The organism is Mycolicibacterium sp. MU0053, from assembly GCF_963378095.1.
In the GTDB taxonomy this organism is placed as follows: domain Bacteria; phylum Actinomycetota; class Actinomycetes; order Mycobacteriales; family Mycobacteriaceae; genus Mycobacterium; species Mycobacterium burgundiense.
In genome coordinates, this window is sequence record NZ_OY726397.1 from 2488978 (window position 1) to 2505438 (window position 16461).

A 16461-nucleotide genomic window follows, 5' to 3' on the forward strand; every position below is an offset into this window, starting at 1 on the left:
TGCTCCTCTTCGAGCTAGGGGGCCTCGCGGTTGCCCGCGCGGCGGTGCTTTCGATTATCGCGACCAAACGTCGTGCCGGCACGAACTTCGTCGATCACCCGCCTTCGCGGCCGGATACCCGGCCGGCGATCTGCGCCGCCACGGCGCTGCCCTGGTCGACCACCTGCCCGGTCAGGCAGGCGCTGACGTCGACGACGACGTTGTTGGCCGCCCGCAGCGCCCGCTGACAGCTGACCTCGCTGTTGACCCGGGTGTTGGTCACCGTCAGGACCGAGTCGGCGGTGGTGACGCTGCCCATGCGCCAGTCCTCGGTGGGCTGGCCGCCGCCCTGGGAGACCTTCGCGGTCTTGCCCGCGCAGCCCTGCCACAGCCCGACCTGGCGGCCCACGAAGCTTTCGGCCAGCGCGGCGGTTCCGAAGGCCACGACGGCCTGCGCCACGCTGGCCTTGATCTGCGTGTCGACGGGGTTGACGATCTGGGTGTACGTCGTTGTCGCGCCGCTGTTCTGATAGGCCGATTCCTGCGCGGGATAGAGCACCGCAATGCATTCGGGCACGTTGACCAGCCCGTCGTTGTAGAAGCCGCCCGATTCGCCGCTGACCCGCATGGGGACGGCCATCACCGCCGAGACCTGCTCGGCGGGCAGCAGCGTCGCGGGCAACTCGGAGTCGGTGACGGTCGGTGCCGCGGTGGGCGCGGGCGGCGCGCCCGAGGTCGGCCCGGGTGCGGATCCGGGATCATCGCGCAGTACCACCGACGCGGTGACCCCGGCCCCCACCAGCAGTACCGCGCCGGCCAGCGCGGCGGCCTTGCTGCCGCGCCGCGGCGTGGGCCCCGCCGCGGTCGGTGGCCACTCGGGGTGCGTGACGGTCCAACCGTGTCGGTGCGGACCGGCGGCCGGCGGCGGGCCGGTCTGCTGCTGCAGCGCCGCGGCGGCGGCCGCGGCCAATTGTCGTGCCGTGGCGTACCGCTGCGCGGGGTCCTTGGCCATCGCGGTGCCCACCACCGCGTCGAAAGCCGGTGTGAGCGGGGCGAATTCGCTGGGTTGCGGCGCGGGCCGCTGAAGATGGGCCATGGCCTGGGCGGCCATGGAGGGGGCATCGGCGAACGGCGTCCGGCCGGTCAGCAGCTGGAACAGCGCACAACCCAGGGAGTACAGGTCGGAGCGGTGGTCGACCCGGCGTCCGTCGAGCACCTCGGGGGCCGCATACGCCATGGTGGTCATCCCCGCGTTGGTGGCGGTCACGGCGGCGTCGTCGGCCGCGCGGGCGATGCTGAAGTCGCTGAGCAGCACCCGCTCCTCGGGGCCGACCGGTCCCGACAGCAGAAAGTTCGCGGGTTTGATGTCGCGGTGCAGCACCTGACGCGAATGCGCATAATCCAGGGCGTCGGCCACTTCGGCGATGATGTGCACGGCCCGGTGCGGGGTCATGGTGCCGGCGCGCAGCGCGGCATCGGCGTCGGTGCCGTCGACCAGTTGCATGGCGATCCACAGCCGACCGTCCTCGGACTCGCCGCGGTCGTACACCGAGACGATGTGGGGGTGGTCCAGGCCGGCGGCGATGTCGGCCTCGCGCCGGAACCGGGCGCGGAACTCCGGATCGGCGGACAGCTCGGCCGACATCACCTTGAGCGCATTCAAGCGGGGCAGCTCGGGATCGGCGACCGCGTACACGGTGCCCATGCCCCCCGAACCGAGTCGGCCCTGCACCCGGTAGCCGGACACCACGGACCCGACGTCGATCGTCCCACTCACGCGGCAACGATAACGTCGGCCGGGGACTTGCTCAGGAGGGCGCGCCTACCCAGTAGGTGCCGCGGTCGTCGGCGAAGGTGACCTCCAGGTGCCGTTGGGTGCCGTTGATGGTGGCCTCGCACCCGAACGTGGCACCCGACTCGATGACGGGGTTGGCCCCGTTGTTGCAGCGCACGTCGGTGACCTCGCCGGCGCCGTAGCCGTTGGCGGTGTCGATGAGCACCTGGCGCACCCCGTCCTGGACCGCGGTGACGTCGAGTTCGCTGGTGCGCAGGAAGCCCGGCGCCCAGAACGCGGTGATGCCCAGCACGGCCAGCACGACGGCGGTCCCGATCACGCCGATCAACCGGCCGCGTCGGCCGCGTCGGCGCCCATCCGGAAACGGCGGCGGGGGACCGTAGCCGCCCGGTGGCCAAGGCGGCTGACCGTAGGTGCCCGGATACGGGCCGGGCGGCGGCGGGTAGTAGCCGGGCGGCGGCGGTTGCTGCGGGTAATAGGCCCCGGTGGGGGGCAGGGGCTGCTGCTGCCAACCCGGCCACGCGCCGGTCGGCGGCGGGGAGGGTTCGGGCCGCTGCGCTCCGGCAGGGTCGGTCATCGGGCCTCCGGTCGGCTGGGACGGGTCATTCGGCGGTCAGCATCAGGTACTGCGCCGCGATCATCTGATGGGTGTCGGCGAGCTGGCCGGCCGAGGCTTCGTAGGCGATCGCGTCGGCCGCGGCCGCACAGTAGAAGACGGGTGTGCCGCCGCGGGATTCCGGCGGCGGCAGCTTTTGCAGACAACGCGCCGACGGTAAGCCGGGGACGCCCTCGGCGGGTTGAAAACCTTTCTCTGCCATGGTGGTGGCGAACTGTTCGACGATGCGAGCGGCGCCGGCGGCGTCGCGGGCGGCGTAGCTGGTGGTGTGCCCCATGACGGCCTCGGTGACGCCGGTTTCGTCGAACAGTCTCTGGTCGACGGCCGGCGCGTTGGAGAAGGCCAGGATGCCGTGCGGGCCGTAGCTGCCCTGGAACACCTTGCGGTCGTCCGGGGGCGGCGGCAGCGTCCGGGCCACCAGTCCGCTGTCATCGAGCGGCAGCGCGGCCAACTCGGCCACCGGCGTGGGGACAAAGCGGTCGAGCAACGGGAGCTGCTGGTCCAAGGTGGCGGCGACCATTTCCGCGGCCGCCTCGATGCCGCCGATCGAAATTGTCAGCTGCCCCAACACCAAGGGCCCGCGGTGGGTGAAGGCGAGCACCCGGCCGGCCTCCGTCCCGCCGCCCCAGGCCACCGCGCGGGTGTCCGGATAGCGCGGGATGCCGGTGGGCTGGGTCGGGTGGGGCTCGTCGTTGAAGATGTTGGACACCGCGGCACTGCGAGCGTGCATATCGGCGGCCGCGGCGGCGGCATCCTCGGGCGTCGCGAACCGCAATACCGCATTTTGCAGGCTGCGCTCCTGTTTACCCGGATTGTCGGCCAGGGTCGTGAACCCGGCGACGAAGTTGTGGTCGGCGCCCTCGAATACCGGCGGCGGGAACGCCTTCACGACCGCGCCGACATCCTTGATCACGCCGACGCCCAGCCCGCTGCTCTTGGTCAGCGCCGGATCCACTTGAAACGGCAGCAGCGTGAAGTCGGCCATCCGGCGGGATTCCACCAGATGTCCGGCCGGGCCGGCCGCACCCAGCGGGCGCTGCGGCGTGGTCGGGTAGTTGCCGGGCTGCAGCAGCGCCGGAACCACGGCGTCGGGGTCGAAGTTCGGATCGCGCAGCGCGGTGCCGGTTTCGGTGGTCGCACATCCACTGACCAACATCGCGACGGTCGCCGCCACCCCGGCCCAGCGCAGCAGCCCCTGCGTCACGACGGCATCCCCCTCTCGTTGTCGGGCGCGCGTCCGGTCGAGTGTACGGCCGGCCTCACCCCAGCCGGTCCTGTATTTCGGGTACCAACGTGCGGTTGAGGTAACGGGTGGCGGCCGGGCCGGCGGTGGCCAGCGCGGCGACGCTGTCGGGATTGTCGATGACGAGCTGGGTTCCGCCGTAGGCGCTGAAATTCACTGGGAGCCCGCCGAATCCGCCGTCGCCGGCACCGGGATCGGTGCGCAGGATCAACGCGACGTCGCTGGGATATTGAAACAGCGTCTTCGGGTGGATCGGCGCCTCCGAGGCACCGTCGGGCCGGCTCGGCAGTTTCGGGTTGTAGGTGAATCCCAGGCTGGTCAGATAGCTGCCGGCCGGGGATTCGGCCAGGGCGGCCGACAGCCCCGAGGAGGTGAAGATGAACGCCGTGACGGTCTTCCCGGCGAAGGCGGGGTGTTCGGTGCGCAGGGCGGCCTGTTCGGCGCCCAGGTCCCGCGCCACCTCGCCGGCGCGGGAGCCAGCACCGAGGATGCCGCCGATCCAGGACAGCTGCAGTGCCGGGGTGAACGGCAGGCCGCTGGTGTTGGGCCGGGTGATGGTCGGCGCCACCGCGGTGAGCCGCTCGTAGCGTTGCCGATCCAGTCCGAAGCCGGTGTCGATCACCAGGTCGGCGCGGGCGGCGGCGATCGCCGCCGGATCCGCACCGTCGAGGAGCACCGGTTCGCCGTCGATGAGCTCGCGCAGCCAGGTAGGCACCGTACCGCCCGGTGCGAGCAGGGCCACCGGCTGCACCCCCAGGGACAGCACCGCGTCGGCATCGCCCGGTCCCACCGCCGCCACCGCGCCCGGGCGCTGATCGAGGCGGGTGGCGCCGTAGGTGTGCGCGAACATCTGCGCGGCGTACGGCGCCCGGTCCTCGCCGCGCGGGATCAGCAGCATCGCGCCGACCACCGCCGCCACCACCGCGACGACCCCGAGGGTCACCCAGAGCCCGCGTCGGCGCCGCGGGATGCCGGGTCGGGGTTGCGGTCCGCTGTAGTACCCGCTGGGGTAGGTCTGGGTGGCCTCGGTCATCCAGTTCGGAACGGGCGCACCAAAGGCCGGGCCCGGCACGCCGGGCTGGGGTGGTGGCGGCCGACCGCCGCGCAGGGCCGTTTCGGCGGCGACGGCGAACTCCCGCGCGCTCTGATAGCGAGCCGCGGGGTCCTTGGCCATCGCGGTCGCGATCACCGCGTCGAAGCCGGCGGGCAGCCACGGCGCGGCTTCGGTGGCGCGCGGGGGCGGGCGCATGACGTGCGCCATCATCACCGCCGACATCGGGCCGACACCCTGAAAGGGGGTGCGGTCGGTGAGCATCCGGTACAGCGCGCAGCCCAGCGAGTACAGGTCGGAGCGGTGGTCCAGCGGGCGGCCCTCGACCGCCTCGGGGGAGGCGTAGGCCACCGTGGCCACCATCGAACCGGTGGCGGTCAGCCGGGTGGCGTCATCGGCGGCGCGGGCAATCCCGAAGTCGGCGAGCAACACTCGCTCCTCGGGGCCGACGGGACCGGTCAGCAGGAAGTTCGCGGGTTTGATGTCGCGGTGCAGCACGTTGCGTGAATGCGCATAGTCGAGCGCCTTGGCGACCTCGGCGACGATGTGCACGGCGCGGGACGGATCCATCGGGCCGGAATCGAGGACCGCGCCGGCGTCGGTGCCCTCGACGTACTGCATGGCGATCCACAACCGGCCGTCCTCGGTTTCGCCGCGGGTGTAGACCCGCACCACGTTCGGATGGTCGAGGCCCGCCGCCAGGTCGGCCTCGCGCCGGAACCGGGCCCGGAACTGCGGGTCGGCGGAGAATTCGGCGGAGAGCACCTTGAGCGCATCGCTGCGCGGCAACGACGGGTGCCGGGCCAGATACACCGTGCCCATCCCGCCGGCGCCGAGCTTGCGCTCGATCGTGTAGCCGGCGATCACCGCCCCGGTCGGCATGGTCACGGCGCGACCAGCATCAGGTACTGCGCGGCGACCAACTGATGCGCGTCGACGGCCGCCGGCGCGCTCACCTCGATCAGATACTGCTCGACCGGCGCCACGCAGTAGACGATCGGGCCACCCAAATTGGTGGGGTCGTCCTTGGGTGAGGTCAGACAGCGGGCCGCGGGCATGCCCGGGACCGTTTCGGCCCGGCTGAATTTGCGGTCGGACGCCTCGGCCACGAATCCGTCGGCGAGTTGGGCGGCGCCCGCGACGTCGCGGGTCTGATAGACGTTGGCCGTCGACAGCAACAGCCACTGCAGGCCGACCTCGGCGAACAGCGGCTGGTCGCGGACCGGGTCGTGCATGAAGTTCAGGGCCGCATGCGGGCCATAGACCCCCGAGCGGATCGCGCCGACACCGTCGGGCGGGGCCGGTGATCGCGCGATCAGCCCGGTGGGGTCCGCCGGCAGCGCCGCGAGTTGATCGACGGCGGTGGGCACGAAACGGTCCAGGGCCGGTCGCTGCTTGTCGACGGTGTCCAGCGCCAAAGCGATTGCGTCCTCGGCGGTTTTGGCCTGGCTCAACTGGGCCAGCACATAGGGGCCGTGGGCGGCGAACGCCCGCACCATGGTCCACCCGTCGCTGTCGGACTGGTAGAGCAGGACGTCCGGGCGGTCGTCGCGGGGGACCGCGCGCCACTGTTTGGCGGGGCTGGGATCCACGACGATGGGGTTGCGCAGCGTGGCCTCGCCCATGTCGCGCGCCGCCGCCGCGGCGTTTTCGGGACCGGCGAAGCGGAGCACCACGTTGGTGATGCGGGTCAGCGATAACGGCTTGGTGTTCGCCGAGGTCTGGAAGCCGGTGACGAGGTCGTGCGGGCGCACCGCCGGCGGGATGGCGGGGTTCAGGAACGTCATGCTCAGCGCGTCCGGGCTCACCACGGGCCCGTTGGGGCTCGGCGGGACGCCGGCCAGATCCGGGTTGATCTCGAAGGGCAGCACCACGAACTCGGCCATCCGGCGGGCCTCGAGCAACGCTCCGGCGGCCCGGTCGCCCGCGGTGCCCAGCGCGGCGCGTGGAGTGGTCGGCAGGGTGCCGGGGTCGAGCAGCGCGGTGTTGACGGCGCGCGGGTCGGCGCGTGGGTCGCGAATGGCGGTGCCGCTGTGCACGGTTGCGCAGCCGGCGAGCAGCAGCACGGCCACGGCGACCACGGCGGCACGTACCGCGCTCGAACCCATCCGCCCCTCGTTCCTGCCGTCCCGGTGTCGCCGCAGGCAAATCTACCGGGTGCACGTGGCGCAGAGCAGGGGTATGCGCTCCTGCGCGGCGGCGTCGGTTGCCGGTGCCGGTCGGGACCGCTACGAAATCCCCTGCGGGCCCCGACCTTTGGCGTCCAGCGACTAGTCGTCCAAGTCGTCCCAGGTCTCGGAGGAACCGGGGCAACGGTTCTGGGCGTCGACCAGGGGTGCGCGGATACCGGCCAACTCCGCGCCGATCTGCGGGTTGGTCTCGAAGTACTCCTCCTGGGCGGCGACGATGGTGTCGCGGTCGGCGCCCTCGAGATCGGTGTAGAACGCGTTGACCTCGGGATGGGTGAACAGGTATGCCGACGTCGACGCCGCCACGCCCGCGGAGATGCCGGCCAGGTCAGCGGCGGTGCAGTTGGGCGGGACGGGATCCGCCATCGCGGTGGGAGCGGCGGCCAGGATCGCCGCGCCCATACCTGCGCCGATGAGCCCCGCGGCGACGCGGCGGGCGATGGAAGTCATAGCTGCTCCTTAGGAATTGGTCGTTCCCGGTTGAAGGGTTCCGTTAGGCATTAAAGCACCGTCACGGCAATGTCACCGGACGTGACGGCGTCCGGCGGCGGATTCCTACAGTTGTTGCGCCAGTTCCCAGGCCCGCTCGGCCAGCGCGCGGTAGCGGTCGCGGAACACGTCGGTGCCCGCGCGCGCGTCGGCGGCGTTGCCGTCCAGGCCGCGCCGCCACACCCCGGCCACGATCGAGGCGAGCCGAAACATCGAGAACACCAGGTAGACATCCAGTGACTCGGGGATCGGTCGGCCGGCGTGTTCGCAATAGGCCGCGACGAATTCGGTCTGGCTCGGGAACCCGGTGCCGGTGAGGTCCTCGCCCGCCAGGCCTTCCGAACCCGTGGGCCCGGCGTCGAAGTAATAGGTCAGGCACGTGTAGGCCAGGTCGGCCAGCGGGTGGCCGATGGTCGCCAGTTCCCAATCGAGGACCGCCACCACCCGGGCCTCGCTGGGATGCAGCAGCACGTTGCCGAGCCGGTAGTCACCGTGGGCGATGCAGGCGGGTTCGGTGTCGGGTGGCAGGTGCCGCGGCAGCCAGTCGGCCAACAGGTCCATCTGCGGCATCTCCTCGCGGCGCGCGGCCTGCCACTGGCTGGTCCACAGGGCCACCTGGCGCTCCAGGTAGCCGTCCGGGCGGCCGAAGTCCGCGAGGCCGGCGGCGCGGTAATCCACCCGGTGCAGGGCCCCCAACACCCGGGCCAGATCCGCGTAGGTCGCGGCGCGCTCCGGCGGCGTGGCGTCGCGCAGCACGCGGTCCGGATAGACCCGGCCGGCCACGTGATCCATCACGAAAAAGGCGGTGCCGATGATGGATTCGTCGCTGCACAGCAGTCGGGTGGGTGGGACCGGCACCTCGGAGTCGGCCAGCGCCGAGATGACCCGGTACTCGCGCTCGACCGCGTGGGCGCGGGGGAGCAGCTTGCCCGGCGGCTTCTTGCGCAGCACGTACTGCCCCGCCGGGGTCGCCAGATGGTAGGTCGGATTGCTCTGGCCGCCCTGAAACTGGCGGACCTCGATCTCGCCGTCGAAGCCCGGAAGCTGTTGGCGCAGATAGCGGGTCAACGCCGCTTCGTCGAACCGGTGCGCCGGCAGCACCGGAACCAGTTCGGGCGCGCCGCCCAGTGCGGTCACGTCGCCTCCAATTCGGTGAGCAGCGCCGCGACCGCCGATTCGGCCTGCGGCGGCAATGGCTGATCGGCCTCGGCGGCCTCGATCAGGTTCTCCGACAGCCCGGCGGCCAGTGCCGCGTCGGCGACGGTCAGGTTGGTGCGATGGCGCGCGGCATAAAGCCGTTGTCCCGCCGTGGCATTCGGGGTGGCGGCGACCTTCCGCATGAGCTCGTCGTAGCGGCGACGCACCCCGCCCAGCGCGATCACCAGGGCGGGTGCGCCCGGGGCGTTGCGGGCGGCCTCGCCGGCGACGGTCTGCAGATTGCGTAGATCGGACAAAATCGAGCCGGCCGCCGCGTGGAACTCCGCGGTGCTCGGGTCGGGCAGCGCGTCGATCGCGGTGTCGACGCTCTTCAACGCCAGTTGAATGGTCTGGGCGATCAGCGGCGAGGCCACCGACGTCGAGATGACCTGGGTGGCCTCGTCGTCGGGGGACGGGGCGCCGTGCCGGATGCCGGCGATCGCCCCGGCCGGCCACTGCAGCACCTGTTCGAGCTTGGCCCGGGTGCTCTCGTGCGGCCAGCTTCGGCCCTTTTCGAAGGCGATCAGCGCGCCCGCGTTGATGATCTTGTCGCGCGCCAGTCCGCGCTGGGTGAGTTCGAGTTCGCGGCGCCGGGCCGCGACCGCCGCGCCGGCGCGGGCCACGCCCGGGTCGACCTCCTCGACCACGGTGGTCTCGTCGGAGCCGGCCTCGTCGTCGTCCGGCGGTTCGCCGAGGAACAGCTCCACCGCGAAGCCCTCGGCGTCGCCGAGCTTGATCGTCACCGCGTCGGTGACGGGGATCGATTCGTGGCGAATCCCATCGACGAACATGCCGTTGCGACTGCTGTCGATCGCGACCCAGCCGGACCCCTCGGGCCGCAACCGCACGTGGGTGCGCGACATCCAGCCGTAGGGGAAGTGGAGGCTCGAGGCCGGATCCCGACCGATCGTGATCTCACCGTCGTCGGGGTCCGCCCGATACGTGCGGCCGCCGCAGCGGACGGTCAGCGGCGGCGTGAGCGGAGGATCGGAGTCGGCGAAGTTTGTTGCTCCGGTGGCCGCGGAGTCCATCGTCGCCACATCCTCCTGCTACGTCTGCGCTACGTCTTAGTGAATTCAAGCGAGCATAGCGCACGGTAACTGTTGCGGTGCTACATTTTGCCGCGCGGTTGACCCGTGACGCCCATCACCGGGCGGTGCTCTAAACTGAGCGAGTGCACAGCAGCCCTGTACGCCCCCGGCCCTCAGGAGGGCATTTGTGAAGCCGGCCCCGTTCGCCTACCACCGCCCGCATGACGTCGAGGACGTCGTCGCACTGCTCGACGAGCTCGGCGAGGACGCCAAGATCCTGGCCGGCGGCCAGAGTCTGACGCCGATGCTGGCGTTGCGCCTGACCCATTTCGAGAACCTGGTGGACATCTCCCGACTGCCGGAGTTGCAAGGCATCGAACGACGCGGTGACACCGTGTGGGTCGGTGCGGGCACCACCCACGCCGCGGTCGGTGCCGACGACGTGGTGCGCACCGATGTGCCGCTGCTGAACCGGGTGACGCCATTGATCGGGCACTTCCAGATCCGCAACCGCGGCACGCTCGGCGGGGCGGTCGCGCACGCCGATCCCGCCGGCGAGTACCCGACGACGGCGCTGACGCTCGACGCCGTCATCGAGGCCACCTCGTCCACGGGTCGTCGCGAGATCCCGGCGGCCGAATTCTTCATCGGGCTGTGGGAGACCGCGCTGCGGCCCGCCGAGGTGGTCACCGCGGTCGGATTCCCGGTGTGGGGCGGTCGCAGCGGCTTCGGCGTGCACGAATTCGCACGCCGACACGGCGATTTCGCGATTGCCGGCGCCACCGTGGCCACCGAACTCGACGACGACGACACGGTGCGGCGGTGTGCCATCGGACTGATGGGCCTGGGGTCCACCCCGCGGCGCGCCACCGAGGCCGAGCAGGCGGTGATCGGCCGCAAGCTGGCCGATGTCGTCGCCGAAGAGGTGGGTGAGTTGGCCATGCGCGGCCTCACCGACGTCCCCGCCGACATCCAGGGGTCGGTGTCCTACCGCACCCGGGTGGGCGCCGCGATGGTGTCGCGGGCCTTCACCGACGCCAGCACCGAGGCCAGCAGGGAGAACGCATATGCATGAGCACATCGTCGAGATGACGGTCAACGGACGCGACGTCGAGGCCGTGGTCGAGCCGCGAATGACGTTGGCGGACTTCGTCCGGGAGCGCTGCGGCCTGACCGGGACCCACCTGGGCTGCGAACACGGCTCCTGCGGTGCGTGCACCGTGTTGGTCGACGGCGTCGCCGTGCGCGGGTGCCTGGTCTTCGCGGTGCAGGCCGACGGCGCGCAGGTGTCCACCGTCGAGGGGGTGGCCTCGGCCGATGGTGAACTGTCGCCGGTGCAGGCCGCGATGCGCGAATGCCACGGCCTGCAGTGCGGATTCTGCACCCCGGGCTTCGTGATGTCGATCACCGCGATGCTCGAGGACAACCCGAATCCCACCGACGAAGAGATCCGCGAGGGGCTTTCCGGCAACTTCTGCCGATGCACCGGGTATCAGGGCATCGTCAATGCCGTGCACCGTGCCGTCGAGATGAGCGGAGAGTCGCGGCGAGATTGAAGCCACGGCAACAAGATTGAACTGAGGGCGAAGATTCCTACGAATCTTCGCCCTCAGTTCACTGTCACATTTCCGGGTGCACGTGCCGCTAGGGCAGTTGGCTGCCCGGCGGCAGCACCACGATGTAGGGCTGCCTGGACCGGCGGCCCCCGAACAGCACGCCCAGCAGCACGCCCGCCAGCAGGCCGGCGGCCACCGGCAGCGCGCGCTTGGCCAGCGGCGCCGCGATCACCGAGAGCAGATCCAGCGACGCCTCCTCGGTGCCCGAATGCGGTTGCGGCGCAGCGGCTGCCGCACCGGTCGGCACCGCGGACAGGCGCGGGACGTCCGGTGCGTTGCCGGCCAGCAGGTCGGCCTCGAGACGCTGGGCGAACTGATCGATCAACTTGCCGGCGACATCGGCGAGCACGCCGCGGCCGAACTGCGCGGCCTTACCGGAGATGGTCAGATCGGTGGTGAGCACGCACGTGCAGGCGTCACCCTCGTCCTTGAGTTCGGCGGTCACCAGCGCGGCGGCATTGCCCTGGCCGCGGGTCTCCTTACCGCTGGCCTTGATCACCGCGCGGTGGGCCTGCTCGTCCTTCTCCTTGAACGCGGCGTTGCCCTGATACTGCACGGTGATGGGCCCGACCTTGACCTTGACGGCCCCGGTGAAGGAGTCGCCGTCGACCGACAGCAATTGGGCACCCGGGATGCAGGGGGCGATGCGTTCGACGTCGGTCAGCACCGCCCAGGCCTGATCGATCGGAACGGGAACCCGAAACTCGTTGACTAACTCCACCTTCTACTGTCCTTTGCTCTGATTCTGTTGGGCTTCTTCGATCATCGCGACGATGGTCGCCGGCGTGGCCGGCATTTTCGTAATGGTGACGCCCAGGGGGGCCAATGCGTCGTTGATCGCGTTGATGACCGCCGGCGGGGACCCGATGGCCCCGCCCTCGCCGCAGCCCTTGTAGCCGCCGACGCCGGGTCCGGGGATCTCGACGTGGCCGTACTCGATGTTGGGTACCTCGGTGGCGGTGGGTAGCAGATAGTCGACGAAGGTCGAACACAGCGGGTTGCCGGCGTCGTCGTAGGCCTGATGTTCCAACAGCGCACCGCCGATGCCCTGCACGGTGCCACCGGCGACCTGACCCTCCACGATGTTCGGGTTGATCATCGGGCCGACGTCCTCGCTGACGATGTAGCGGGTCAGCGTCACGTGGCCGGTGACGACGTCGACCTCACACGTGCAGGCATGGGTGGCGTTGGCCCAGTGGATCATCGCGTCGGGCGACGACACGAACCGGGCGGTGGCCTCCAGCGTGACCGACGTGCCGGGCGGCACCATCCCCGGTTCGTAATGGGCGCGGTAGGCCAGTTCGGCGAACGTCACGCTCTTGCTCGCATCGCCGCGAACGGACGCCTTCGAATTGGCCAGTTCGACCTCGGACTGCTCGACACCGAGCATCGAGGCGGCCAACGCGAGCAGTCGGTCGCGCAGGATCGCCCCGGCCTCGTTGACGGCACCGGCGGTCATCGGTCCGCTGCGGCTGCCCTGGGTGCCGGCGCCGTACGGGGTCACCGCGGTGTCGCCCTGAATGGTCGACACGTCCTCGATGTCGGCGCCCAGCGCGTCGGCGGTCAACTGCACCACGGTGGTCTCGATGCTGTTGCCGGTCGAACCGCCGTTGACGTACACGTTGATCTTGCCGGTGGACTCCATCCGGATGCTGCAACCCTCCGAGCCCAGGTTGCCGGTGGCCGCCCCGGTCGGCTCGATGTAGGCCGAGAACCCGAGGCCGAGGTAGCGGCCCTGCTCGAGCGCCTCGCGCTGCTCCTTGCGGAAGCCCTCGTGGTCGAGAATCTTGACCGCCTGCTCGAAGGTGTCCGCCGGGGCGACGTGGTCGTACGGCATGCCGTTGGGGTTGAAGTAGGGCATCTCGTCGCCCCGCAGGATGTTGCGCCGCCGTAGTTCGACGGGGTCGATGTCCATCTCGCGGGCCGCGATGTCCAGCAGGATCTCGCGGGAGAGCGTCTCGTACTGCCAGGGTCCCCGGTACGCCGCCATCCCGGCGGTGTTGGAGAACACCGTCTGATAGTTGAAGCTGGCCTTGGGAATTCGGTACGGGCCGGGGAAGAACATCCCGATCGCGGCGGTGGTCAACACCGGGTAGGGCGTCGGGTAGGAGCCGATGTCCTGGATGAAGTCGATGTCGGCGGCCAGGATCGTGCCCTCGGCGTCGAACGCCATCCGCACCTTGCCGTCGACGTGGCGGGCCTGCCCGGCCGTCATCAGGTTCTCGCGGCGGTCCTCGATCCACTTCAGCGCGGCCGGCACCTTGCGGGCGGCCAGCAGGATGCACATGTCCTCGCGCATCGGGACCACCTTCTGGCCGAAGCCGCCGCCGCTGTCGCGCATGATCACCCGGACATTCTGGGCGGGCAGGCCCAGCAGACGCGCGGTGAAGGCCCGCAGTTCGTGCGGGGTCTGGCTGGAGGCCCACACGGTGAGTTCACCGGAGGCGGCCTGCCACTCCACGACCATGCCGCGGGTTTCCATCGGCACCGGCACGTAGCTCTGCTGATAGATGTGCGCCGAGGCGACGTGCGCGGCGGCGGCGAACACCTCCTCGTCCGGCGGCATGCCGGCCATGCCGCCGGCCTGATTGTCCGGGTACTGCTCGTGGACGACGTGACCGTGCTCGGTGCCCATCTGCACGGCCTTGGTGAAGTCCGCGACGGGCGGCAGCGGTTCGTAGTCGACGTCGACCAGTTCGATGGCGTCCTCGGCGAGGTAACGATTCTCGGCCACCACGATGGCCACCGGGTCGCCGACGAACTTCGCCTCGCCCTCGGCCAGCGGCGGACGCGGGGTGTCGGGAACGTCCTTGCCCGCGACCGCATGCCAGGACTCGAGCACGCCGGGGTTGATGTCCTCGGCGGTGAACACCGCGATCACCCCGGGCAACGCCAGGGCCGCGGACGCGTCGATCGAGTTGATCTTGGCCCGGGCGAACGGGCTTCGGACAAAGCACGCGTGCAACATGCCCGGCCGGGTGACGTCGTCGACGAAGGTGCCGTGCCCGGTCAGCAGGCGGGTGTCTTCGACGCGCGCCATCCGCGTGCCGGCGTATCGGCTTCTCGGCCGGGTATCGGTCTCGAGAGCAGTGTCAGCCATCGGCAATCGTCCCCATTTCATCACGCAGCGGGCCGCGCTGCTAAGCAGTCGCTCAGCAGCAGCGTACTAGCTGTGTTTCGGCGAGTACAGAACTGCCGCGCCAAGAGCCGTCGCCGTCGCCGACGCTCACGCGCCGGGGCGGTTGGTGAACCAGATGTTTTCTTCGCGCAGTCGGTGGCTGCGCCAGCCGTCGGTGGTGCGGGTGAGTTCGTGGTGGTAGTAGCCGCCGCAGGCGCTGGGTTCGGTCATGCCGGGTAGTTGCATGGGGTTGTAGAACATGGCGCGCACGGTGGCGGTGTCACCGTCGATGTCGGCTTCGATGTTGGTGATGTGGTGCATGCTCCAGGCCAGTACGCCGAAGTGGGCGGCGAACCAGTCGATGACCTCGTCGCGGGTGCCGACGACGGCGCCGGCCGAGCTGTAGTCGATGTGCGCGTCCTCGGTGAACACCGCGCGATACAGTTCCCAGTCCTTGGTGTCGACGGCGCGGGCGTAGCGGTGCAGTAGTGCGGTGATCTCGTCGAGATCGCTCATTCGGGCATGCCGATGGTCTTGATCGCGAGGTACTCCTGGTAGCCGAGGGCTCCGTTGCGGTAGCCCAGACCGGATTGCTTGGTGCCGCCGAAGGGGCTGTCGATGCCGAAGTGGCTTTTGCCGTTGATGGTGACGTTGCCGGTGCGCATCCGGGTGGCTACTGCGAACGCCCGCTCGACGTCGGTGCCCGAGACCTCGCCGGACAGGCCGTAGATGGAGTTGTTGGCGATCGCGACGGCGTCGTCGTCGCTGTCATACGGGGTCACGGTGAGCACCGGCCCGAAGATCTCTTCCTGGGCGACTTGGGAATCCGGGTCGACGTCGGCGAGCAGGGTGGCCTGGGTGTAGTAGCCGACGGGCAGGTCCGCCGGGATGCCGCCGCCGGTGACCAGTCGGGCCCCTGAATCGATGCCGGATTGGATGAGCCCGAGCACCTTGTCGCGTTGCGTCGCGCTGATCTGCGGGCCCTGCATGACCCCGGGGGTCCAGGGATCGCCGACCGGGAAGCCTTCCATCATGGTCTTGAGGATCTCGATGCCCTCCTCGTAGCGCGAGCGCGGCAGCAGGATGCGGCTGGGCAGGATGCAGGACTGCCCACTCATGACGCAGGCCATCATCGCCGCTAGCGGCAGCGCCGCGTTGAAGTCGGCGTCATCGAGCACGATGTGGGCGGACTTGCCGCCCAACTCCAGCAGCGTCTTCTTCACCGTCGACGCGCCGGCGGCCAGGATGGCCCGGCCGGTGGCCGTCGATCCGGTGAAGGTGATCATGTCCACCCGCGGATCGGCCGACAACGCGGCCCCGACCTCGTTGGCGCCTGCGGTCACCACGTTGAACACCCCGGCCGGAATATCGGTTTCCTCGGCCACGATGCGGCCGTACTCGCTGCCCGACCACGGCGTCAGTTGCGCGGGCTTGAGGACCACGGTGTTGCCGGCCATCAACGCCGGCACCGTCTCGGCGATGTTCAAATAAAACGGCACATTCCACGGGGTGATGGCCCCGACCACCCCGACCGGCTCGTAGTGCAGCTTGCGCCGGGCCGGGCCCAACTGGGTCTCGTGGACCCCGGTGTCGACCAGGTACTCGAAATCGCGGCCATGCTCGGCCCAATGCTTGACCTCGGCGATCGGGCTCTCGATCTGACTGCCGCTGACCGTGACCGGACACCCCACCTCGGTGATCAGGATCCGCCGCAGCCGCTCCTGATTACGCTCCAACGCGGCGTGCAACTGCATCAAACAGTGGAACCGGAACTCCCGATCCCGCGCCCAATCGGTCTCATCGAAGGCCCGCCGCGCCGCACCGACCGCCCGCTCCATATCCGCGACCGTGCCATCGGCGGCCGGACCCGCGACCTGCTCGCTGGCCGGATGCACCACATCGAAAGTCGCCCCACCAGCAGCACCAGTCAACTCGCCGTCGACCAACATCCGCGGATCGCCCGCCAACACACCCGTCTCGCTTTGCACACTCGTCATCGTCGACACCCTCAGCGTTTGGTAAATCCGGATTAACTGGGATTAGCTTTACAGAGAATGCCGACTCTGTCACCCCTTAAGGGAAACACCAATGGCGTCAACATTTTTGAGCGCCGGAAACGCGACGGCCGAAAACAGCA

The 16461-nt window shown here is 70.0% G+C and carries 14 protein-coding genes; 2 read left to right on the forward strand and 12 right to left on the reverse strand.

What is annotated here, in order from left to right:
* Positions 1 to 94: 94 nt before the first annotated feature.
* The 8 genes from RCP80_RS11515 to RCP80_RS11550 all read right to left on the reverse strand — a co-directional run bounded on the left by RCP80_RS11515 (position 95) and on the right by RCP80_RS11550 (position 9590).
* Positions 95 to 1756 (reverse strand): serine/threonine-protein kinase PknH/PknJ, encoded by a 1662-nt coding sequence (locus tag RCP80_RS11515; RefSeq protein ID WP_308482441.1) that lies wholly within the window; start codon positions 1754 to 1756, stop codon positions 95 to 97.
* A gap of 31 nt (positions 1757 to 1787) precedes the next feature.
* Positions 1788 to 2351 (reverse strand): DUF4333 domain-containing protein, encoded by a 564-nt coding sequence (locus RCP80_RS11520; protein ID WP_308482442.1) that lies wholly within the window; start codon positions 2349 to 2351, stop codon positions 1788 to 1790.
* Positions 2352 to 2376: 25 nt separating this feature from the next.
* Positions 2377 to 3594, reverse strand: a complete 1218-nt coding sequence (locus RCP80_RS11525; RefSeq protein WP_308482443.1) for a DUF7373 family lipoprotein — start codon at positions 3592 to 3594, stop codon at positions 2377 to 2379.
* A gap of 55 nt (positions 3595 to 3649) precedes the next feature.
* A complete protein-coding gene (locus RCP80_RS11530; RefSeq protein ID WP_308482807.1) occupies positions 3650 to 5566 on the reverse strand; it encodes a serine/threonine-protein kinase in 1917 nt (638 codons plus the stop codon).
* 2 nt (positions 5567 to 5568) lie between these two features.
* Complete coding sequence (locus tag RCP80_RS11535) at positions 5569 to 6792, reverse strand: DUF7373 family lipoprotein (protein WP_308482444.1); 1224 nt, start codon at positions 6790 to 6792, stop codon at positions 5569 to 5571.
* 162 nt (positions 6793 to 6954) lie between these two features.
* Positions 6955 to 7323: a heme-binding protein gene (locus RCP80_RS11540; protein ID WP_308482445.1), complete on the reverse strand. Its 369-nt coding sequence runs from the start codon at positions 7321 to 7323 to the stop codon at positions 6955 to 6957.
* 105 nt (positions 7324 to 7428) lie between these two features.
* Positions 7429 to 8499, reverse strand: coding sequence for a phosphotransferase (locus RCP80_RS11545; RefSeq protein ID WP_308482446.1), 1071 nt, complete (start codon positions 8497 to 8499; stop codon positions 7429 to 7431).
* Positions 8496 to 9590: an FHA domain-containing protein gene (locus RCP80_RS11550; RefSeq protein ID WP_308482808.1), complete on the reverse strand. Its 1095-nt coding sequence runs from the start codon at positions 9588 to 9590 to the stop codon at positions 8496 to 8498. Before RCP80_RS11550 ends, RCP80_RS11545 begins: the two co-directional genes overlap by 4 nt.
* 187 nt (positions 9591 to 9777) lie before the next feature.
* On the opposite strand from RCP80_RS11550, the gene RCP80_RS11555 reads away from it, so the two are divergent.
* Both RCP80_RS11555 and RCP80_RS11560 read left to right on the forward strand, forming a co-directional pair.
* Positions 9778 to 10665 (forward strand): FAD binding domain-containing protein, encoded by an 888-nt coding sequence (locus RCP80_RS11555; RefSeq protein WP_308482447.1) that lies wholly within the window; start codon positions 9778 to 9780, stop codon positions 10663 to 10665.
* Entirely contained in the window at positions 10658 to 11146 is a 489-nt protein-coding gene (locus tag RCP80_RS11560; RefSeq protein WP_308482448.1) for a (2Fe-2S)-binding protein, read from the forward strand. Before RCP80_RS11555 ends, RCP80_RS11560 begins: the two co-directional genes overlap by 8 nt.
* Before the next feature lie 88 nt (positions 11147 to 11234).
* Here the strand turns inward: RCP80_RS11560 and RCP80_RS11565 are convergent, their stop codons facing one another.
* From RCP80_RS11565 to RCP80_RS11580, 4 genes are all read right to left on the reverse strand, one after another.
* Positions 11235 to 11927, reverse strand: a complete 693-nt coding sequence (locus RCP80_RS11565; RefSeq protein WP_308482449.1) for an SRPBCC family protein — start codon at positions 11925 to 11927, stop codon at positions 11235 to 11237.
* Between the two features lie 3 nt (positions 11928 to 11930).
* Complete coding sequence (locus RCP80_RS11570; protein WP_308482450.1) at positions 11931 to 14306, reverse strand: xanthine dehydrogenase family protein molybdopterin-binding subunit; 2376 nt, start codon at positions 14304 to 14306, stop codon at positions 11931 to 11933.
* 126 nt (positions 14307 to 14432) lie between these two features.
* Entirely contained in the window at positions 14433 to 14840 is a 408-nt protein-coding gene (locus RCP80_RS11575; RefSeq protein WP_308482451.1) for a nuclear transport factor 2 family protein, read from the reverse strand.
* The gene (locus tag RCP80_RS11580; RefSeq protein ID WP_308482452.1) at positions 14837 to 16321 is read right to left on the reverse strand and encodes an aldehyde dehydrogenase family protein; all 1485 of its coding nucleotides are present in this window, start codon (positions 16319 to 16321) and stop codon (positions 14837 to 14839) included. Before RCP80_RS11580 ends, RCP80_RS11575 begins: the two co-directional genes overlap by 4 nt.
* Positions 16322 to 16461: the final 140 nt, after the last annotated feature.